The sequence below is a fragment of the Arcticibacter sp. genome (genome assembly GCF_045629565.1).
Lineage (GTDB): Bacteria > Bacteroidota > Bacteroidia > Sphingobacteriales > Sphingobacteriaceae > Arcticibacter.
In genome coordinates this window covers 55,364-76,855 of sequence record NZ_JAZQRL010000126.1, presented here as the reverse complement: position 1 = coordinate 76,855, position 21,492 = coordinate 55,364, and the positions used below count along the sequence as shown (strand labels likewise).

Sequence of the window (21,492 nt, the reverse complement as noted above, 5' to 3'; positions counted from 1 at the left end):
TTCCTCTTTAAAAAAAATTAATAATTGTGTGGTTAGAAAAGATTAAGCTTAGTAAGCAGCTGGTAAGGTCGGTAACGGAAGCCGGGTATCTGGTGCCTAAAGAAATGCAGCTTCGGACAATGTCCCGGATTATTGGCGGACAGGATATTATCGCCGTCGGACCCGAAGGTTGCGGTAAAACGACCACCTATATACTGGGTGTCTTGATGCGGCTTAAACAAACGCCCGAGATTGCACCCCGCGCCCTCATCCTTGTCCCTGATAAGGAACGGGTAGAAGCAGTTGTGGAGCAAATTAACTTGTTAAATAAGAACAAGTCGCTTCGCATTGTGAGTCTGACTCCCGGTTCCGGTATGGAAGCAGAGCTTGATGAACTGGCCGATGGCGCAGATATCATAGTGGCTACGCCTGATCGTGCAAGAGCCATCTACCTGAAGCTGGCTCTTGACCTGAATAAGATTCAGATGTTTGTGGTCGATGACGCAGAGCTGATCGTGAAGCAGGGCCTGCAATTGCCGGTTAATGAGCTGGCCAACAGTATTATTAGGTGTCAGCGACTGGTATTTGCTGAAGTTATGCACTCGCGGATCGAGCAGATGATCGAGCCCTTTATGCGGGATCCCAGCATAATAGAAGTAGAAGAAGAAGTTGAAGCCGTTGCGGAGATCTATCCACAGGAACTCTATAACGTTCCGAACTTCCGGACCAAGCTGAACCTGTTAAATATTCTCCTTCGCGAATCTCAACTGCCGAAGACCGTAGTTTTTGTCAATACGCGTCTCACGGCCGAGAAAGTATATAATAGCCTGTTTTCAAAAGCTAAGTCGAAGTCTGCCATCCTGAATCCGGTGTTCTTTGAGTCCAGAGGAGTAAGCTCAATAGATGAGTTTTACGATTCTGAAGAGTTGGAGACCCTAATTGTGGCTAATGAGCTTACCGCTCCGGTTAATCTTCGCGGGATAGACCGCATCATTCATTTGGAGCCTCCAGTGGAGAAGGAAACGTTTATTTCCAGAGTGATTAAGGATCAGGATGAAGAAATTGATGCGTTATCCATATTATTTTCGACGGATATCGAACTGGCCGATGTAAAGAAGGTAGAACAGGCATTAGGATATAAGTTTCCTTTAATGGCGTTACCGGATGGAGTGGTTGTAGATACCGAAAGCAAACCGAAGACAAAGGCCAGGCGCAAGACGGAAGATGAACCGGAGAGGGGCGAAGCCTTTCATGAAAAAAAAGAAAAGAACAGCAAAGATTACAACATAGGTGCTGGCAAGAAAGCCAAGTTGGACAGAAAAAGAAAACACAGTTAACACATGATGCAAGAGCCGTTTGACATAGAAGTAGGACAGGTTGAGTACGCCGTATTTCCTGAAGAGAACGATACCTATACCATCTTCAAAGATGGTGTTGAATATGTTAAAATACAGAAAGATACTGAGCAGCTATGGCTAAAGCTTGATCAGGAGACCGATCTTCCTCTTTTCTCAGAAGATGAGGAGGTTCGCCTGATTGGCCAGCAGATAAGCGCTTATCTGGGAGAATAAACAAAAGCCTGTCCCCAACTCATTGTATAGGGGACAGGCTTTTGTTTTAAGAAGAGACGTATTTCAGTCCGGCGATCGAAGCAATCAATGTGGTCAGAAAGAAAATTCTGCCCAGGGTGGCAGGCTCTTTAAAGACGATGATGCCTACCAGGACCGTACCGACCGCACCGATTCCCGTCCATACCGCGTAGGCAGTTCCTATAGGCAGCGTTTGAGTCGCCTTGATGAGGAGCAGCATGCTGATTGTCAGACATACCACAAAGCCGGTTCCCCAAAGAATAGCTGTATTACCGCTAGTTTCCTTCATCTTTCCGAGGCAAGAAGCAAAGCCAACTTCAAATAGTCCGGCTATAATGAGAATGATCCAGTTCATGTAGTTGATAATTTCCTGCAAAGATGGAAAATAATCTACCACCTTTTAACTTGTTTTATCATTTTGCTGAGTTCGCCGGCTATTTCCTGATGTTCCGCTAAGCCAGGATGCTCTCCATCGCCCTGGTATCTTCTACTGAATGTGTAGCTGTATAGCTTATCATCGCGGTGGCCTCTCCCGGAGGTTCCGCGTATTCTTCCTTCGTTATAGATGGTTGCCATTTTCTTATTGGATTGATACCAACCTTCTGCCATCCGGCCGGCTTGTCTATACTTGCGTCTATATCAGCCGCTAGTGCAGCAGTGATCGGCGCGTGTTGAGTCCGACTTACGACATGAAAAGTCGGACTCATGTGGGCTGCAAGGCTCCCTATATACGGCGGTATATAGACCTTGACCCTACACAGTTAGGGTCAGGCTTTGGGGAAATATTTGCACATAATCGATACAATGCTTTTAGAAACAGATGTTTTACGAGGGTTCATGAGGGAAATCTGTTTGGTACGTAATTAGAGTAGTTAAGTAAGAACCGCTCCTTACGGGTGAGTCCGCAATACTTGCTAAGATGAAAAATATCGTGCTTCTCTGCTATGGGAAGGAAATGGAATATAACCGTGCAATCGTATCGATACTGAGTTTGCTGGCATGGAGCAGAAGGGCCTCCGGCAATTTCAGAATCATTTGTTTCACTGACAACCCTGCTTATATGAACAAGTATCTGGCAGAAGTCAAGGTGGAGTATATCTACCTTACCCCATCGACGATGCATCGAATGCTCGGTGGCAGCACTTATATCCACCGACGGAAGATATGTGTTCTCCAGGACGTATACCTGCGTTATCCGGATGATGACATCATCTTCCTCGATTCTGACACATTTTTTATATCCGAAACTCCCCGCTTTATGGAGGGCCTGGAATCCGGTTACTCGTTGATGCACGAACGCGAGTACAAAATTGAAGAGGCCCCGGAGATTTACAGAAACTATATGAGTAAGAGGCTTGAAAATGCGGAAGCCTATCCCTTAGCATTTATCAGGCAGATCGAGAAGCAGACCTTCGCTGTCCGAGATGGGAGATTATCTTTCAAAGCCGACCAGTACGTATGGAACTCAGGAGTACTTGGTTTAAAGAATGAGATCTTGTCCTATCTGGAATCCATATTGTCACTCAGCGATGCGTTTTATAAGGAATCCAAATGGTTCATCAGCGAGCAGCTCGCATTTGGTTTACTGTTGCAAGACAAAACGCAAATCAGGGAAAGCTCAGCCTTCATCAACCATTACCATCAGAGCAAGCACCATGTTGATCCCCGCATCAACAAGCTGCTGGATGGGAAATTTCTTCAAATGAGACTAGCTGAAAAGCTGGCCTGTATTAAAAGGTTTACCGTTTATGTAAATAAACTGGTGATACTAGATAGTTCCTCTTCTATAGCAATCGGCGCTTTCAAACGAAAGAACCTCATAAAAGGCTTAAAATTTGCATTCAAAGCATTGAAGAATGTTCCCATGCATCCGATGCTGTACGCCTATACAAAAGACCGTATAGCCATGATCGCGAGTAACCGGGGCTCTTAATTTTTAAGCCAGCTTCCGCGCTTTTTGTTATGGTTCCGGTGTCTGATAATCTCCGTCATTTGAAGGAGTATGACGAAGAAAACTTTCATCTCGAGGAACGCTTCTTTTAGGCGGAGTTTGAGAAAAGCGGAGAAAAAGAACTCTATTCTTGACCTCATGAAAACCATCAGGCAGTGATAGAAACTTCGGTTGATGTTCATCAGTGTAATCAGGCAGCCTACAATCTGCCGTTTATACCTTTTATCATAAGGGAACTTCTTGACTTCAGCTAGTTCCTGCACCCTGTCATGACAGCCAAATGCTGTAGGACAGATACCCGTGTGCCCGCCATGATACATGACACGGTGCATGTAGTCATCGTCTTCACCATAGTGAGGGAAAATGGGATCAAACAGCCCGACACTCTCTAAACCTTCGCGTGAGATGAGCCAAAACGCTGCATTGACAAAGGTTGTCGTGTATACAGCCCGTTCAGTTCCATTTTTTAAGATCAGGTCGGAAACTATGTTTTTGCAATGGTATGGCGAGATATAGAGAGAAAACCCGAAATCGAGTTTCTTTTCAGTTCCATCAAGGTGCATGGGACTGAGAACATAATATTGAGGATTTGCTGCGTGAGTAGCAACAAGCGTTTCGATCGTATCGGGCATGATCCATGCATCCTGATTTAGCAGGAAGACATAATCTGCCCCTTGCTCCATAGCTTTTAGTATGCCTAAGTTGTTCGCTTTCCCGAAACCAAGGTTTTCCGGACTGTTAATAATATCCACTTCGGGATAGAACTGGCGGATTTTTGAAATACAATCATCAGTAGATTGATTATCAACAACAATGGTTTTGACGGAAATATTTGATTGCCTTAGACTGCCGAAACATTTGTCGACCCATTGGGCTCCGTTATACGTAACGATAATTACAAACACCACTGGATTCTGATCGGTACTCATATGCATGGATTTATTTAACTAGAGGTTCTTTTGGACGACGATATTCTCGATATCACGATGGATGCGGTACTCCTGATCTCATTTTTTGAGCTGACGATAAGATTGACCAGCATGATAAGAAGAAGGACCAACTTGGCATTATTATGTTCAAAATAGCATGACAGCCATATTCCCAGGGATAGCAAAATAATAGGAAGCCAAAAAATCAACAGAGGTTTGAGTTTGAACGCCAATGCATGGTGAAAGATATAGATCATATTGAACGGAAGGACGAACAGTATGAAAGATAAGGAATAGAACTGTGCAATTCCCTGTAGCGAGTAGTAAGCACCAATGACAATACCGGCGATGGTAAAGAACGCTCCAAACCAGCCGCTGATCATCAGGTCTCTTTCTTTATTCATCAGAACGAGGACATTTCCTGTTGTGGAAAGAAGCGACTGGCCGAAAATCAGCAAACCGAAATAGGGAAGGAGCGTGCTTACTTCAAGCCAGTTCTTACCCCAGAGGACAGAGACCAACTCAGTCGGGAAGATGATGAATATAAACGCAATAGGATAGACTATGATGGAGATGACTTTGAGCACAAAAGTATATTCTTTGTTTATATCACCTCCCTCTGAGTTGAGTTTCTTAAGGCTTGGGTATAAAACCGTACCCATAAGACCAGTGACCAGTGACAAGGGAAGGGTAAGCAAACTATAAGCTCTATTGTAAATACCCAGCTCGCTTACTCCATAAATCTTACCCACTATGAGATTGTCTGCGTTTCTGGACCAGTAATTAACCAGGTTGAATCCCAGTAAGTTCTGGATGCTGTTACGGGTATGCCTGAATGCGATCCTGATATAGTTGAAACCATAAAGATGGTAACCGAGGTTGGTCTTATGCTCGTAGTAAATGACGCTGATAATTGATGTAATAATCTGCGGAAGGATTATCGCCCAATGCTCCGCTCCCCAGTAGGCCAGTAGTATGGTAAGGAGAATGCTGATGACCGTGTTGATCAGTGTTATCTTTCCTATATCGTTGAAATTTAGCGACTTGGATAGAAGTGCTCCCCTCACGATCGACATACTGCGAGTGATGAATGTTAATGACAAGACAATAGCTGGCAAGATTAACGCATGGTTGTTATAAAACGATGCGATGGGCCAGGCCAGCAGGCTGGTTAGGGCAAACAGCAATATGCCAATGTAAAGGGCCAGCCCGTCCATGCCTTTATGATAAGAGTGGCGGTAGTCGCTTTTAATGACTGCCAGCGATATGCCGCTGTCAGCAAAGACCGATATGAAATTGGTGAAAACCGTGATTAAGCCTACCAGACCGTAATTTTCAGGAAGGAGAAGGCGTGCCGTAATAAAGGAGGACAGAAAGACGATGAGCTGAGAAAGATAATTGTAGCCGCCTGTAACTAAAACATTTTTAAAGAAGGTTTTCTTAAAGCTCATCGGAAAATTTTATTCCATCCATATTATCATCCCGCTTTTCATACTGAAAGTGAAAAGTGTTAAAATTGTTTAACTTGGGCGGTGTTTATTCGGGTAGCTAATATATGGAAGATATGAACAACGCGATAACTATTGTTACGGTATGTGATAATCATTATGCGGTTATGCTGGCGGCATTGCTGAAATCCATAGAGGTTAACCGCATGGGTCAAGAGCAAATCGCGCTTTACATCGTTGATGATGGCCTTAAAGCAAGCAGTAAGAGCAAAATTTCAGAATCTGTCTCCGGACAGGTGTTCGATTTAACCTGGCTTAATCTGGATGATGTCATTCCTGACCAAACGATGTTGCCTCTCGATAACTCCACATTTCCTTTAAACGTTTATATCCGCTTGTTTATTCCACATTTCATTCCTCCGTCCTTAGGGCGGGTTTTGTATCTGGATGTGGATATGATCGTGGAAACCGATATTGCGAGATTATGGGAGATGGACATGCAGGGCAGAGTGATAGCCGGCGTTGTAGACCGGTCGGAAACGGTAAGCAGCAAGTGGGGCGGAATAACAAACTACCAAGAACTAGGCTTACATCCTGAAACCAAGTACTTCAATAGTGGCCTGTTGCTGATGGATCCGATTAAGTGGCGTGAAGAGGACTTAACGAGCCGTATCCTTGCCTGCGTGAGCGAAAATAGCAGGTACGCGGGATTTCCTGATCAGTATGGACTGAATGTGGTTCTGGCCAACCAATGGCTTGAACTGGATAGCAGGTGGAATAGTTACTCTACTTCGAATAATACTGATCCATATGTTATTCATTTTATTGGAGTTAAGCCTATTTATACATCTTACGATTTAAACAATGACTACAGGACCAGGTTCTTTCATTATCTAAGGTTAACAAAATGGACTGGCTTTAAACCTATAAGCAATAACTTCAGACTAATGAAGAAGTTATATAATAAGATTGTTAAAAGGTGGCGCGGATTAGTGAGCCAGACACCCTCCTGATGAGATGTCGGGAGAACTACCTTTTAAACAATGTTAAAAACAGTAGCATAAAGCTTTACGAGAACGATAATATTTACAAATGGCCAATGAATTTCCCGGGGTAACTTTACTCGTTACTCATTATAACAGAAGCAGTTCTTTAGAAAGGTTGTTATCCAGTTTTGAGCGTCTGGATTGCCGTTTTGATGATATAGTGATTTCTGACGACGGCAGTACAGAAGATCAGCTGACCAGCTTGAAGGACCTGAAAGGCAGGTATAATTTTCACTTGGTTACTACTCCGGTAAATAAGGGCCTGGCGAACAATATTAACAAAGGGCAGGAGGCCGTGAGGACACCTTATACTTTATACGTACAAGAGGACTTTGTTCCTTCAGAGTCGTTTCCTGAACATTTTCTTGATGCGCTGGCAATCATGGAGGAGCGTAATGATCTTGATATGGTTAGATTTTACGCCTACTCGGCATATCCTTATCTTAAACCTTACAAGAAAGGTTATTCGGAGATGTTGATAAAGCCCTGGTATACGAATTACCGGAAAATTTACTATTATAGCGATCATCCCCACCTGCGCCGAAGTAGCTTTCCCGATAAATTTGGCCGTTACGCAGAGGGGATCAAAGGTGACCGGACAGAATATCGTATGTGCGTTTCGTTTATCCAAAATAACGGCAAAGGTCTGTTTTATAATGACTTCAAGAGCTTATTTACACAGGTGAATTCGGCGGATGAACCAAGTACGATGAGAAGAAAGAGCTGGACGACCAGCAAGAATCCTTTGATATCGCTTTTTAGATATGGTTACCGCCAAATCCGTTATAATTACGATCTTCTATTTACAAAGTATTAATTACACGCATCAAGAGCCTTCCCATGAATTTCGTTTTCGTCAGCTTACAACGAATCAACACAGACAGAGAGTCAACGTCTACCAGCTTAGCCAAAGAACTGTCTAAAGAACATCGGGTGCTCTATGTGAACCCGCCAATAGACAGACGTACATTGCTTTCGGCCGAAAAGGATGAGTATACACAACGACACATACAGGATATTAAAGATGGGAAAGAGGGACTTCTAAAGGTGACGGAGAACCTGGCGGTTTTAAATCCCGGAAAGGTTATCGAGTCAATAAACTGGATTCCTTCGACGTTCTTGTTTTCGTTTTTTAACCGATTGAACAACAAAAACTTCGCATCGTGCATTCAACAGGCTATAGATCAACTCCAATTTGAATCTTTCGTGTTGATCAACGATAAAGATATGTTTCGTAGCTTTTATCTGAAAGAGTTTTTGAGACCATCGCTTACCGTTTATCTGGATAGGGATTATACCCTCGGGTTCGATTATTGGAAAAAACACGGCACGAGCCTCGAGCCGAAGCTGATGAAGAAAAGTGACCTGGTAGTGTGCAACTCAATGGACTTCACAAGACGCGCTTTGAGATATAACGCAAACAGTTTTTACATCGGCAATGGGGCTGACCTTGAGGTTTTCGATGATTCTGTAAACTGGTCAAAACCTCAGGAGTTAGACGCATACAAACGTCCTTTGATTGGATACGTGGGTGCACTGAACTCCATGCGCATCGATATCAAGCTTATTGAGGATATGGCAGTGAAGAGGAGCGACTGGGATTTTGTTTTTATAGGCAGCGAAGACGATGCGTTTAGGAGCAGTATCCTGCACGAGATACCCAATATATCATTCTTATCGAAGAAGCACACGAATGAGGTTCCTGCTTACGTCAAGCATTTCGATGTGTGTATCAATCCGCAGTTGATTAACGAAATTACCATCGGCAACTTCCCGCTTAAGATCATTGAATATCTAGCGCTGGGAAGGCCTGTCGTAGCGACCGAAACCAATACCATGAAGGAAGTATTCAGTGAAGTTACTTATCTGGCCAGTGATGCGGACGGGTATATTACCGCTATCGAAAGAGCGCTTGATGAGGATAATAAGGAGAGACAGGCTTCCAGGATTGTTTTTGCCAAGCGATACAGCTGGAAGGCCGTTTCTGAAATCCTTTTAGACAATATCCAAAAGGTGGCAAATGCCAAAGGTGTGTTTATTTAATCCTCATTGCTTGAAGTCTTCGTATCGTGAGTTTTCTCCGATCGCAGCATTTTTACGGATCTTTTGATTTCCCTGATGATCCTATTGCTTAGCGCCTTGGCAAAGCTTCCGTCTCTGTCTAATGTGCGAGGGCCGGTCCATGGTCTTGCGGAGTTCGACTTTACGGGCATGATCTTACCATATTTCATCATGTCGAAAGCCAGTCGACCGTCTTCTCCTCTAATGTTGGCCATGACGTATCCGGCTTTTAATCCGAAGTCTTTTACATAGCCCATACTGATTCCATAGGTGTTGAGATAGGGACGCTTGATCTGCCTGTAGGAGGCGATAATGTCTTTCATTTTCTCCAGCATATAGAGCTGCCATCTTGGATATCCCTCTTCAGGGAGAAAAGAATATCTGCCATAAACGCAGGCGACACCTGGTTGCTGCAAGACTTTCATCATCTCGCCAACCCACACCTGTGGATACAGACAATCGGCATCAGCCAGTAATATATATTTTCCTCGTGCGTTTTCCTGTCCTAACTGCCTTGCAGGACCGCAGCCCTGGATCGCCTGGAAAACGTTCCTGACATGCAGACGCTCCAGTGTGTTCTGCGTTTTGTCGGTGGAGTTATTATTTACTACGAGGATCTCAAACGGCATATCCGTTTTCATTTTGGAAAGGGAGTATATACAGCGAAGAATATTTACTTCTTCGTTATAGGCGGCGATAAGTATTGTGATTGCTGGTTGGTTGCTGATCACCTTATCTAAGTTTGCATTTATCTCATCAAAGATGTTTTGCGGGACTTCGTCGTAAGTCTTATAGGGTAAGTTGACGTCGTTTATCCATTTTGGTATTTTCATGGGGACAGTTAGGGATTGGGGGATTGAAGTTCGTTTTGTCTCTCCAGATCTAATCGCTTTGTAACCGTGATCAGTGCTGCGAAAAGGTAGAAGTATATATTTGAAGGAAACTGAACGATTGCTTCCTGAGGGTAGTTTCCAATGGCATAAGCGAAGATGATCACAGACATAGCCAAACAGTACGACCTCAATTCAGGATCTTTGATCGAGAAGAAACTGTTGATACCCGTTATCAGTATAACCACCATCAAGGTGCAAATTAAAAGAAGGCCAACGGATCCCGTTTCGACGGCAACGCGGACGTAACCGCTGTCAGGCGGAAAATTGGCAAGAAAGGAATTTGGAGAGAACCTGGTGCCCCATACTCCCGTTGCTCCGAGGCCTCCACCAAAGGGGTGGGTTTGTATATAAGGCTGAATCCTTTTTTGGTTCTGTTTTCTTACATTAAAGGATGCGTCTTCGGAGGGGCGGAAGGCAGACTGGAAGCGCTTTATTGACGGGCTGGATGTTGGCGTGAAAATCAGTAAGACCATGCATGCTGCGGCGACTAAACTGAAGATCATCATGTTCTTGTTTAGCTTAAGAACGATCAACAGGAGAAGTCCGGCGGGGACAAGAACATATGCACCTCTAGTTCCCGAAAACAGCATAGCCTGCAAGAAGATCAGGGCCATGACTGCCAGTATAATTTTTTTTGGTCTTTTCAGGTGACTGAAAAGCATGGTGATGCAAAATAGGGCAGCCGCAACCATGTTATACGAAAAAGCAACAGGGTCAGAGAATATGGAAAACTTTCGCCAGTGACCATTTATAAAATAAAGCGCTCTGACGCGCGGGTCTTCAAGCGTTTTTAACTCAGAGGTAGAAAATCCGATGTATTCTTGTTTAAAAGCATATAAGGCCCCAAACAGCGCGAGTGCCAGCCAGATCTTCAGGATAATTTTTAAGAAACTGACGGTTCTGATGTTATGGCTAAAAATGAAATACATGAGTGTGATCACCGCTACGGCCCTGATAGTATATACCCAGGCCATACGCGACTCTGCTGCGGGATTTCCCAATTGCAAAATGTTGTAGCCTACCCAAATGAGGATAATGATCCCAACAGGCTGCTTAAACAGGCTCCAGTCTGGCTTCTGCTTCTGACTTATGAAAAAGCCCAGAATAAGAAGAGCCTGTATACCATCCATTACCGTACCTAAAGGAAAAGAAGCGACCATCCCATAAATCCACATGAGCAAATAGGCGCTAATCAATGTGATGAGGATACCGAATTTCGGAAACCTGACAATGGCGAAAACTGCCGGTAACCCCATCATCACTACGAGCATTAATATGCCGCCAGTAAGTCCCTGGCTATAGATCACGAGGGAAGACAGCAATGCGAAGAGTGAAAGCAAGATCAACCCTTCGGTATTTCGTAACTTCTCAACGAGAAATATCCGCCGGAAATACGACGCCGATTTTTGATCGTTGCGTGCCGTTTTTTTATCCAAGGTGAGTATTATATCCTTCATTATAAGAAGACCAGCTTGATAAAAAAGAAATATACGACTATGCAGACAAGGGCAATTGCAGCTCTCCGTTTGTATTCCTGCAACTTTAATTCAAGTCGGCGGTGCTTTTGTTCGTCTCTCTTTATCGGATCTACTCTCATTTCTTATTCAGCTTATCAATGGATTCCGCATGATAATGTTTTGTTGCTACAGATCGCTGATTGGCCTTTCTGCTTTTTAGAAGAGACTGTATCTGATAAAACATGAAATGCGGGATGTTTTTGAGCGATTTAAAAATACGTGGATCAGTTCCAGATTTCGAAAGAGCAAGGTAAAAGCCCGCAACAAACGACGTGAACGCCAGTAGCCACACCATACTGGTAGTAGGGCTGATCCAAAGATTGACCAGGAAACAAACGCCCGACAACAGGATGAAAATGAATAGAGGTGGTCTCAGTAGTGTTATGCCGAATAGCAGCTGATTAATGCTGGAATTCTTCAGACCCTTACCGACCAGCTTGAATCCCAGATAGAAGTACTTGAACCAGGTATTGATCCATCGGGACCTTTGCTGAACAAGCTGGTCTGATCTGGACGTTTTCTCGTCATAAACGATTGCGTGATCAGTAAACGCAATCCGATAGTTTTTTTCGACTATTGCGGCTTGCAGAACTTTGTCAAATCCAGCTCCCTCAATGTTCCGGTGTTCCAAACATTCACGGTACAAATTCACTGAGAATGCCATTCCTGATCCTGATAACGTTGCGGAGGAACCCGCTTCAAAAAGGAGCTTGCCGTCGTAATGGTGGTAATAGATGTCTCTTGCGGCGTCAAGGCAAGCATAGGTCGTGTCGAGGTTCTTTGCTTCACGAAGCCCTTGTACGGCCAGATATCCACGGCTGAATGCTCTGTTTAACTCGTTTAGAAACTCAGGATGAACCAGATTGTCACTATCCACGATAGTGAGACAGGTGTGCGGTCTTACAAAGCGTTTGATAGCGTAAAAATGCGATTTCGTGTTGCTAGCGAGCGTGACTTCAGGTCTTAACAGGGAAATCTTTGAACTGTCGAAGTTAAGGTTTGAAATATCACATTTATCGGCTACGACATAGATGTGGTAGTTGCTGTAGTTGAGCTCCAGGATAGAGGAGATGACAGCAGGGAGCGTGTGCGTTTGCTCATAGGCGGTAACAATGACAGCGTAATCCTGTTCTGCCGCACCGCCTGCTTGCTGCTGGTTGTTACTTTTGCTCCTGATCGTCCATAAAAGATACAGAATAAGAGGCCATACCAGGTAGAATCCTACCAGAACCTGAAAGATCGTCCAAATAAAGTCCAGTACAATCATACCTGGTTTTTTTTCGCCTTGCCATCAATATGCAGCGGTTCATACTTATTCAATACCCAGCCGCTGAACCCTCCTTCCAGCGATTTCAGATATTGTATATAGATTTTCTTTTCGTCGGTTATTGTTTGACCTGCTTCGAAGACGGCTATCACATTTCCTGCAAACAGAATCCATTCTTTACTTTGGTTCATCATGGATACAGGAGGTGTTTCAATAATGATAATATCAAATAGTTCTGAAAGCTGGGCAAGCTTCTCCCTAATGGTTTCAGCATCCGCGATTTCCAGCGGCGAGCGGTCCTGGCCCTTGTTGGCGAGCACGGTTACCGCGGAAGAAGGACGAAGGTGACTGATGTCGGTAATGCCTGTAAGATAATCTTCTATATAAATGTTGCTTTCAAGCGATTTGCTGATGTCAGGGTGGTCGAAGTTGCCATCGATCAGAAGGATCTTTTTGTCGGTCATCTTCCACGCATGCGCGAGGCTCAGCGCGAGAAGGGTTTTGCCTTCTGATGCACCCATACTGGTTACCGCGACGATTCCGGTATTAAGCTCATGATCGACTTCGAAGCGGATGGAACGTAGCTGATTCTTGAAAGTATCAAGACTTTGCGAGGCGGAACCTGACCATATCGCACCGAGGTCGACCATCGGCCCGCTGATTTTATTCAGGCTTCCCAGGACGGGAACGTTGGTTTTATTTGCCAGTTCCTTGGCCGTTGTGACAGAATGATCCATAAAGAACAGAATAAAAAGGACCATGAGGCAAAATACAAACGTGATTATTCCACTGAGGATCACGAGCAGCATCTTTTTTGATGGCTGGGGGAGTCCGGGCATTGCTTTTTGTACCTGGTTAAGTTTTATGGAAAATCCGGATTCCATATTACTTTGATTGAATTTGTTTAATGCATCCAGGTATTCTGTACTGGCAATTTCTACTTCGCGCTCGAGCGATTGCACCTCCGCTTCATGGGGCACCATTTGATCAAATTGGTTATTCAGGTTCCTGAGTTCCCTGTCAATGGTTGTCATGCTGTACCGGGAGAGATCGAGCTGCACCTCAAGTAAGATTTTTTGTTGAATGAGTGCTTGTTTGGTGGCAAGAGGGCTATTTACGTATTGGTCTGAGGATGTATTAATCTGATAGTTAAGTATGCGTTGGAGTGAGTCGATGGAGGTTTTATACGTGGGATCAAACTCGTTTTGTATATACAGATCGTACAGTGCTTTAAGCTCTTCTTTCGTAGAGACCAGGCTTTGATTGATCTTCGTTAGCGTAGACTCCAGATAACCCCGCTCTCCTGGTGCGAACTTGGCTTCAATTTCATTTACTGCTCCTGCATTAGCGGAGACGTCCTTCAGGATTGCCTGCTTTTTGTTGTTATAATCAAGTATCTGAGCGTATAGCTGGCTGGATTGCTCTTCCAGGTTTAGTACACGGTTCTGGATTTTATAGTTTCGAAGCGCAGCAATCCTGGAGTTCATCTGCGCTCTTTTTTCAGCAAGCAGGCTATCGAGAAACACGTTTGCCCGCCTTTGATTTGTTTTGACGAGATAGGCGTAATGTTTAATAAATTCTTCGATCAGTGTGTTGACGACAAAAGCTGACAGCTGAGGGTTTTCAGAGTTGAATTCGGCGTTGATGAAGTCGCTGTCTCCCGCTCTCCCTATCCGTAATTTCCCTTTGAGCGATTCACTGTCATAGTCGAGCGCCCGCAATACATTATGCAGTTTGCTTTGATCCTTAGCCCAAAGATTTAGTCCTTCTGATTTATGGTATTTTTCCTGAAAGGTAGCAAGTATTTGCCTGGTCTCGGCCGGACTGGATCCCTTTAGCGCAGATTGAGGGTCACGAAAGGGTTTCGTGGAATTGAGATCATGGATGATGAGTTTGTAAGACACCTGGTCCAGTATCTTTTTAAGCTTCATCATCTCGATCAGGTTGCCGAATTCCTGGTTGACCTCGGCCCAGCCCTTAGACGAACTGTTACCGGTTAAAACGGCTTGCTGAGTATTGTCGACAATCCCGGTAGCAATCTGCGATTGCGAGACGTAAGAATCGGGTAAGTTCCTGACTAAAAAGAAAGTGATAATTACGGTGAGGGCCGGTACTATAACGAGCGTGAGGCGGTGTTTTTTCAATAGCCTCAGAAACTTGTAGACTTCTTCCATTTATTTGATTTCTTCCAATTTTCTGACGAGCAATTCCTCAATTGAGGCTTTAGCTGTAATCATGTTTGTTTCTGCCTGTACACGCGCCATCTGAGCGTTCGAAAGGGCAGTCGATGCCGAGTTGTATTCTTGAAACGTGATTTCGCTTCGCTGATATTTGATTTTCAGGTCGGTAAAGGAGCTCTCCGCATCAACCGTGATCTTGTTCTGCAGCTTCAATGTGTTAAGGCTTTGCAGATAGAGCATATACCTTCTGGTGACCTCGCTTTCCAGCTGAAGGGCATATTCATTCTGCTCCAGCTGGGCAATTTTTACTTCTTCTTTGGCAGCTTTAATATGGAAAGGTTTCTTAAGGAGCGAGCCGGGATTTACCGATACACCGAACTGATAACCTGTAAGGAGCTGCGGGTTAACAATATCTACGGTATTATTATTGGATCTTAACAAGTAGGAAAACGAAAAAGGGTCTAACCAGGACGATTTTTCGCCAGATAAATTATACTTGGCGATTTTTACCTGATGTTCGTAGGCTTTCGACTTTGGATAGTTTTCTTTGGCGACCGCAATCAGCTTTTGAACATATAGAGGGGAATATTCAGATAGGATCGATTCCTGTGCGCCCGCGTGCTGAAAGATCAGTACAAGCTGGAACAGGAATAGGATGGAGGACTTCTTTGTAAACATTGACAGCTGTAAAGGGGCTAAAATTAAACAACTTCCACCATTATTTTGGTTTTACGCTAGTTATTAAAATTAAGGATGTTTTTTTACATATGGATTATTAATTTCACATGTGGGGAAAAAACTTCACATCAGATGCACACCGCGAGGTTCCTGACCTGTTGGGGAATGCCTTGTCTGAAGAGTATAAGCAAATGTTAAATGAAAGTTTGTTCATTATCAGTAAATTATAGGTAAAAATCCATAAAATTGCAGAATCAACGCTCGTGGCGTTATTTTTGTTTACGGAGATGTCGGAGTGGTTTTCTGAAATCTATCAGTTATCTTACGTTTTTGCCTGCATTTTTCAAGCATCTATTTAATCATATATGACCAAAACTTTACACTTAACCACAATCCTTGTGCTAGTTTTGCTATTTTCGAATGCTGTCAGGGCGCAATTTCCATATAATGAGAGCTTTAGAAACGCAACAGCGGAGGGGGTAGTGTTTGGAGGCAGTCCGTCAGCCTTCCTGACTGCGGCGATGGGGACCGGTGTTGGTGGTACGAGTATTGATCCGGTAGGACACGGTTATCTCCGTTTAACTAACAATACGAAGAATCAAAAGGGTTTTATATATAGTACGAGTAGTTTCCCTTCATCGCAGGGGTTGTCGGTAGACTTCGAATATTACATTTACGGCGGAACGGGTGCAGATGGAATCAGTTTGTTTTTGTTTGACGCAACAGCAAATCCTTTCGTTATCGGAGGATTTGGCGGGTCTTTGGGTTATGCTCAGATCACCACAACGACCCCGGTATCCCCAGGCGTGTCAAAGGGATACCTTGCTATTGGCCTGGACGAGTTTGGTAACTTCTCGAATCCAACAGAGGGTAGGCAGGGGGGGATTGCAGGCCTGAGGCCGGGATCCGTTACTTTGCGTGGCAAAGGTGATGGATCGGCGCTGGTGGCTGAAAATTATAGATTTCTGACATCCGTAAAAACGCAGGATTTCGGGTTTCCGCTAACTCAGGGAGGCTCAGCGAGGTTTTCGGATCCTTCATCTCCGGGTTACAGGAGAGTGTATATGGAACTGGTTCCTGACCCGCGTGGCGGGTACAATATTACTGTCAGGATAACGCGGGGAGGATCATCTCCGGTATCTTCTACCGTAATAGACAAATATTACTATCCGGATATTGCTCCGGCTAATCTTAGCTACGGTATAGCGTCGTCTACGGGTGATAAGACTAATTTTCATGAAATCCGTAATGTGGAGATTGATGTGATTAACTCCGCTCAGCTGGCTCCACCCACAGCGGCGGATGATGAAGTTAGCAGCTGTGTTGGTCAACCCTTCTTTATCGACGTAACCCGGAATGACCGCTCCAACAATGTTGGGGGAGTAATTAACAAAGGATCTGTTGATCTAGACCCTGGACAGGCTGGCACTCAGCCTTTCTTTACGATAGCAGGGCAAGGTACATTTTCTGTCAATAATGAGGGGATTGTGTCGTTTACACGGGAACCTGGGTTTACCGGAACCGCGGTGAGCAGTTATACAGTAAGAGACACCTATGGGGCTCAGTCAGCACCGGCATTTTTAAGGTTTACGATCACTCCGGCTCCCGTTCAGGCTGATGCCGGAAGAGATACATCAGTTAACGTCGGGGTCGGATCGCGTAGTTACACCTTGCGTGGGAATGAGGTAGGACAGGGTGCAGGTTTCTGGACCCAAATCAGCGGACCGGCTACGGCAGGATTTGTCAATTCTTCTTTACCGAATACTGTTGTTAACAATCTGATCGCTGGGACTTATATATTTCGCTGGACTATAACATCCACGGGCGGATGTCTGACATTCGATGACGTGGTAATCACCATTAACTCTTTGCTTTTTGAGGCTCCCGATATCCAGGTTGACGGTACCGTCGACGGGCGGATCGTTATTGATATTCCTGTTCCCGAAGGTGGATCGGTTGTAATTACAAGGCCTCCGGCTAACGGTACAGTGAGCATCGATCCGGTGACCGGTCAGGTTATATATGTACCTAATCCAGGCTATTCCGGTCCTGATGACTTTGAATACGTGATAATAGATGAAGAGGGAAACCGGTCGACACCAGGCGTGGTGACTGTTATTGTGAACCCGCCCGCAAAGATAGGACTGGCCAAAGCCCTCAGCCTGGTTGCTAAGAATCTGGACGGCAGCTATAACTTACGGTTTACCTTTACTGTTGTCAACTACAGTAACGTCAGGATTGATCGGTTGAGTCTTACTGACGATCTTGCCGCCGCCTTTCCGGGTGCGCGGGTCACAATAACCGGATTGTCTGCTACAGGGACCTTGCTGGTAAACACGGCTTACAATGGCACATCAGATACTGAATTGTTGCTTCCCGCCAGTTCTATACAGACGGAATATAAGGAGGCCGTTTATCTTGACCTGGTGGTTTACGTAAGTGCTGAAAGTACAACTTATCTCAATTCTGCTTTGATTAGCGGGATTTCGGTACGGGACGGTGCCGTGGTGACTGACCAGTCGACTAACGGAATGGCTCCTGACTCCCGGATATCAGGTGACCCTAGTCCGGCTGATCCCACTCCCGTGTCTCTGGCCAGGGAAGGTTTGTTTGTCCCGGGGGGATTTTCTCCGAATAATGACGGGATCAACGATGTGCTGATTATTCAGAACAGTCTGGGGAGGAAGGTCCACCTCGAGATTTATAACCGATGGGGTAACAGGATTTATAAGTCTGCGGACTACCAGAATGATTGGAATGGAAGGTGTACAGAAGGTATACACATTGGGGATGATGTTCCGGTGGGGACTTACTATTATGTCGTCATATTGGACGGAAAGGACAAGATGTCGGGTTATATCACAATCAACAGATAATGAAAATTAACATAACGATTATACTGGTTACGCTTATGCTGGCGATTTCCTTCGGTTCCATGGCCCAGCAGAATGCGATGTACTCTCAATACATGTTCAATACGATGGCTGTTAATCCAGCTTATGCCGGCAGCCGGAATGTGGTCTCGGCTACGGCTCTGCACCGGAATCAATGGTCGGGAATGGAGGGAGCTCCAAAAACCACCACACTGACGATTGATGCGCCTGTCAGGAATAAGCGGGTAGGGCTTGGTCTTCAATTGATCAATGATCAGCTGGGAATCTCCAAAACCACCGGAGCGGTGCTGAGTTATGCGTACCGGATAAGGATGGATAAGGGATCACTCGCTTTTGGTGTGCAGGGAAGCGGAGTTCAATACCGGGCGGACTATACGGGCGTTGACCTGGGAAGTGGTGGTGCGTATGACCCGGCCTTTGCTGAAAATGTAAATAAGATGCTGTTTAACTTCGGGACCGGAGTTTACTATAATTCGGATAAGTTTTATATCGGGTTGTCGGCCCAGGATTTATTAAACACCAGAATCACTGAGTATGAGGCGCCCGATGATGCCGCGGGTGGAAGTTTCAAGAACCTCCATTTGTTCTTTGCTGCAGGATACGTGTTTGCGCTCGATGAGACATTTAAGCTTAAGCCTTCTGTATTGGTTAAAGGAGTAAAGGGGGCGCCGGTTGAAGCGGATATTAATGCCATGTTATGGGTAAACGATATCATAGCGGTGGGTGGGCAGTACCGTACAAGTGCTGACGTCGCGGGAATTCTTGAGATTCAGGCGACTCCGCAGATTCGCATAGGTTATAGCTATGATTACAGTATAACACGATTACGCAACTTTAATTCGGGTAGTCACGAAATTATGCTTCGGTACGAATTTGGATTTGAACGGGGAAAGATTTTGTCGCCGAGATACTTTTAAGTCTATGAAATACTTTTTACAACGATTGTCGTTCATCTGTTGTCTGATGGTTATGTGCCTTGGCAGGGAAGGATATGCTCAATTGTCTTTGCGGTCTAAATCGTTTAAGGCAGGAGAGTCTGCCTTTCGTTCTTACAGGTACATGGATGCTATCTGGCACCTTAACCGGGTTCTGGCGGCCGATTCAGGGAATATTGCAGCCGCTGAAATGCTTGCATACAGTTACCGGCAAACCAAAAAGTATGATCTGGCCTTACATGGGTATGGGAAGCTGAGCAGACATCAGCCCCTTAAAGCGGAATGGGCGCTTTACTATGCTGAAGCGCTGGCTGTGGATCAGCAGTATGAAAAATCAGAGAACTGGTACAGGGCGTATATGAGGATGATGCCCTCTGACCGTCGGGCGTCGGCTTTCTCACGTGCAGATCCGGGTGCTTTCTCAAAAGATGCAACCTTTTGGAGAGTGTCACTAACCGACTTGAATACTTCAGCCTCTGAATATTCACCGGTTTTTTATAAAGAGGGGCTGCTATTCGCCAGTAACAGGTTGACTGATCGTCCGGTGAAGCGTGTCTTTCTCTGGGATAAGACTCCTTTTACGAGCTTGTATTATATCAAGAATCTTAAGGATATTAAAAGTGCGAACGACCATTCTCTTGGGTCGGTGCTTGGGGCTCGTAATACCGGAATGCGGTCCAACGATGATGATACTGCTCCTACATCCAACGATTCGAGGACACTGGGTCAGTATGATCCTTCGGTAATTACTGACTCGAGCGGTACCGGCGATGTTTTAAATGCGGGCGTTCAGTTGCTTCATGGTAGCGTGAACTCGAAGTACCATGAAGGGCCCGCAGCGGCTTTTCCAGACGGCTCGCTTATTTTTACCCGTAATAATTATTTTAAGGGAAAGACGAGGGTTAGTGAGGACGGTGTAAATAAGCTGAAGTTGTATATAGCGACGGGGAACAACCTTTCGGTGATATCGGAGTTTCCTTACAACAATGATGAATATTCGGTGGGGCATCCGGCATTGACGGCGGACGGTAATATTCTGGTTTTTGCTTCGGATATGCCGGGAGGCTATGGTGGAACGGATCTTTATTATTCCGTCAGGTCGGGAACGCAATGGAGCCGCCCGATTAATATGGGAAAACAAGTCAACACAGAGGGTAGTGAACAGTTCCCATCCTTGTCAGCCGATGGTTCTTTATTTTTTTCGTCAACAGGACATCCCGGACTGGGAGGCCTTGACGTATTTGAGGTGCCGCTTACCAATATGAGACCAATACGGTCGCCTGTTAATCTGGGCGCCCCTATTAACTCATCCAGAGATGATTTTGGTTTCATAAGGGCCCGAGATGGAAAAAGTGGATTCTTTTCATCCAATCGGCGCGGGAATGATGACATATACAGTTTTGAGCAAGCATCTTACAGAGTAATTCTGGCGGGTCAGGTGACGGATGGGCGAACACGCCTTCCTTTGGGTGGCAGTAGATTATTATTGAGGACCCTCGATGGTGTGGATACGGTTATGACCAACGGAAGGGGTGAATTCAGACTGGAAATGCGAAAGGAAACTGACTACGAAATCACAGCTCAAAAACTGGGTTATGTCAGTCAGCTTGTTTTTAAAACCTCTATCGGGGTTGATAAGGATTCTTTAATAAGAACAGACATGCAGCTGTTTAAAACAGAGAGCCGGCAACAGTATGTGATCTCTAATTGCGATTCTTTGAAACGTGTTTTTGCGGTAGAGAACATTTTTTATGACCTCGACCGGGATGAGATTCGTCCTGATGCAAGGCGCGCACTTGACCATCTTGCGTCGCTTATGAAACGATATCCGGAAATGAGCGTGGTCACAGCGAGCCATTGTGATAGTCGTGCTTCGGAGGAATATAACCGCGACCTGTCGCTGAGAAGAGGTACGGCGGCTAAGAATTATCTCGTTGCGAAAGGGATCAACGGCAGTCGTATCAAAGTGGAATACTATGGAAAGACGCGATTACTTAACCGCTGCTATGATGGTGTTGTCTGCTCGGAAGCGGATCAGCAGCTGAACCGCAGGACGGAATTTGATGTTATTCTGAATGGAGTGAACCTGACGCAGTTGAATTGCAGTGAGTTGTAGCAAAAGGAA

General features: G+C 45.0%; 18 protein-coding genes. 9 read left to right on the top strand and 9 right to left on the bottom strand.

Annotated elements, in window-relative coordinates; translation table 11 throughout:
• The first annotated feature begins 26 nt into the window (after positions 1–26).
• Positions 27–1,316 carry a DEAD/DEAH box helicase gene (locus tag ACKI5J_RS18030; protein ID WP_407431002.1) on the top strand — a complete coding sequence of 430 codons (1,290 nt, stop codon included), beginning with the start codon at positions 27–29 and terminating at the stop codon, positions 1,314–1,316.
• A gap of 3 nt (positions 1,317–1,319) precedes the next feature.
• Positions 1,320–1,550, top strand: a complete 231-nt coding sequence (locus tag ACKI5J_RS18025; protein WP_407431000.1) for a hypothetical protein — start codon at positions 1,320–1,322, stop codon at positions 1,548–1,550.
• 46 nt (positions 1,551–1,596) lie between these two features.
• Here ACKI5J_RS18025 and ACKI5J_RS18020 read toward each other — a convergent pair whose 3' ends face one another.
• Positions 1,597–1,923, bottom strand: a complete 327-nt coding sequence (locus tag ACKI5J_RS18020; RefSeq protein ID WP_106293431.1) for a multidrug efflux SMR transporter — start codon at positions 1,921–1,923, stop codon at positions 1,597–1,599.
• 97 nt (positions 1,924–2,020) lie between these two features.
• Positions 2,021–2,275, bottom strand: a complete 255-nt coding sequence (locus ACKI5J_RS18015; protein WP_407430998.1) for a hypothetical protein — start codon at positions 2,273–2,275, stop codon at positions 2,021–2,023.
• Positions 2,276–2,487: 212 nt separating this feature from the next.
• On the opposite strand from ACKI5J_RS18015, the gene ACKI5J_RS18010 reads away from it, so the two are divergent.
• Positions 2,488–3,501, top strand: coding sequence for a hypothetical protein (locus ACKI5J_RS18010; protein WP_407430996.1), 1,014 nt, complete (start codon positions 2,488–2,490; stop codon positions 3,499–3,501).
• Here ACKI5J_RS18010 and ACKI5J_RS18005 read toward each other — a convergent pair.
• Complete coding sequence (locus tag ACKI5J_RS18005) at positions 3,498–4,448, bottom strand: glycosyltransferase family 2 protein (RefSeq protein ID WP_407430994.1); 951 nt, start codon at positions 4,446–4,448, stop codon at positions 3,498–3,500. The genes ACKI5J_RS18010 and ACKI5J_RS18005 overlap by 4 nt on opposite strands.
• 14 nt (positions 4,449–4,462) lie before the next feature.
• Positions 4,463–5,899: an oligosaccharide flippase family protein gene (locus tag ACKI5J_RS18000; RefSeq protein WP_407430992.1), complete on the bottom strand. Its 1,437-nt coding sequence runs from the start codon at positions 5,897–5,899 to the stop codon at positions 4,463–4,465.
• 113 nt (positions 5,900–6,012) lie between these two features.
• On the opposite strand from ACKI5J_RS18000, the gene ACKI5J_RS17995 reads away from it, so the two are divergent.
• The 3 genes from ACKI5J_RS17995 to ACKI5J_RS17985 all read left to right on the top strand — a co-directional run bounded on the left by ACKI5J_RS17995 (position 6,013) and on the right by ACKI5J_RS17985 (position 8,985).
• Positions 6,013–6,909: a glycosyltransferase family 8 protein gene (locus ACKI5J_RS17995; protein ID WP_407430990.1), complete on the top strand. Its 897-nt coding sequence runs from the start codon at positions 6,013–6,015 to the stop codon at positions 6,907–6,909.
• A gap of 79 nt (positions 6,910–6,988) precedes the next feature.
• On the top strand, positions 6,989–7,759 hold the full coding sequence (locus ACKI5J_RS17990; RefSeq protein ID WP_407430988.1) for a glycosyltransferase: 771 nt from the start codon (positions 6,989–6,991) through the stop codon (positions 7,757–7,759).
• Positions 7,760–7,782: 23 nt separating this feature from the next.
• On the top strand, positions 7,783–8,985 hold the full coding sequence (locus ACKI5J_RS17985; protein WP_407430986.1) for a glycosyltransferase: 1,203 nt from the start codon (positions 7,783–7,785) through the stop codon (positions 8,983–8,985).
• Here ACKI5J_RS17985 and ACKI5J_RS17980 read toward each other — a convergent pair.
• From ACKI5J_RS17980 to ACKI5J_RS17960, 5 genes are all read right to left on the bottom strand, one after another.
• A complete protein-coding gene (locus ACKI5J_RS17980; protein ID WP_407430984.1) occupies positions 8,982–9,836 on the bottom strand; it encodes a glycosyltransferase family 2 protein in 855 nt (284 codons plus the stop codon). The two genes, ACKI5J_RS17985 and ACKI5J_RS17980, sit on opposite strands and share 4 nt — an antisense overlap.
• An 8-nt stretch (positions 9,837–9,844) precedes the next feature.
• A complete protein-coding gene (locus ACKI5J_RS17975; protein WP_407430982.1) occupies positions 9,845–11,353 on the bottom strand; it encodes an O-antigen ligase family protein in 1,509 nt (502 codons plus the stop codon).
• Positions 11,354–11,489: 136 nt separating this feature from the next.
• Entirely contained in the window at positions 11,490–12,680 is a 1,191-nt protein-coding gene (locus ACKI5J_RS17970; RefSeq protein ID WP_407430980.1) for a glycosyltransferase, read from the bottom strand.
• The gene (locus ACKI5J_RS17965) at positions 12,677–14,854 is read right to left on the bottom strand and encodes a GumC family protein (protein WP_407430978.1); all 2,178 of its coding nucleotides are present in this window, start codon (positions 14,852–14,854) and stop codon (positions 12,677–12,679) included. The genes ACKI5J_RS17970 and ACKI5J_RS17965 overlap by 4 nt, the downstream gene beginning before the upstream one ends.
• The gene (locus tag ACKI5J_RS17960) at positions 14,855–15,538 is read right to left on the bottom strand and encodes a TolC family protein (protein WP_407430976.1); all 684 of its coding nucleotides are present in this window, start codon (positions 15,536–15,538) and stop codon (positions 14,855–14,857) included. It abuts the gene before it with no gap.
• A 398-nt stretch (positions 15,539–15,936) separates the two neighbouring features.
• Here ACKI5J_RS17960 and ACKI5J_RS17955 point away from each other — a divergent pair, with 398 nt between their 5' ends.
• Genes ACKI5J_RS17955 through ACKI5J_RS17945 form a run of 3 tightly spaced genes read left to right on the top strand, consistent with a single transcriptional unit; the run spans position 15,937 to position 21,483 of the window.
• Positions 15,937–18,414 (top strand): gliding motility-associated C-terminal domain-containing protein, encoded by a 2,478-nt coding sequence (locus ACKI5J_RS17955; RefSeq protein WP_407430974.1) that lies wholly within the window; start codon positions 15,937–15,939, stop codon positions 18,412–18,414.
• Entirely contained in the window at positions 18,414–19,349 is a 936-nt protein-coding gene (locus ACKI5J_RS17950) for a type IX secretion system membrane protein PorP/SprF (RefSeq protein ID WP_407430972.1), read from the top strand. Before ACKI5J_RS17955 ends, ACKI5J_RS17950 begins: the two co-directional genes overlap by 1 nt.
• Before the next feature lie 4 nt (positions 19,350–19,353).
• Positions 19,354–21,483: an OmpA family protein gene (locus ACKI5J_RS17945; protein WP_407430970.1), complete on the top strand. Its 2,130-nt coding sequence runs from the start codon at positions 19,354–19,356 to the stop codon at positions 21,481–21,483.
• Positions 21,484–21,492: the final 9 nt, after the last annotated feature.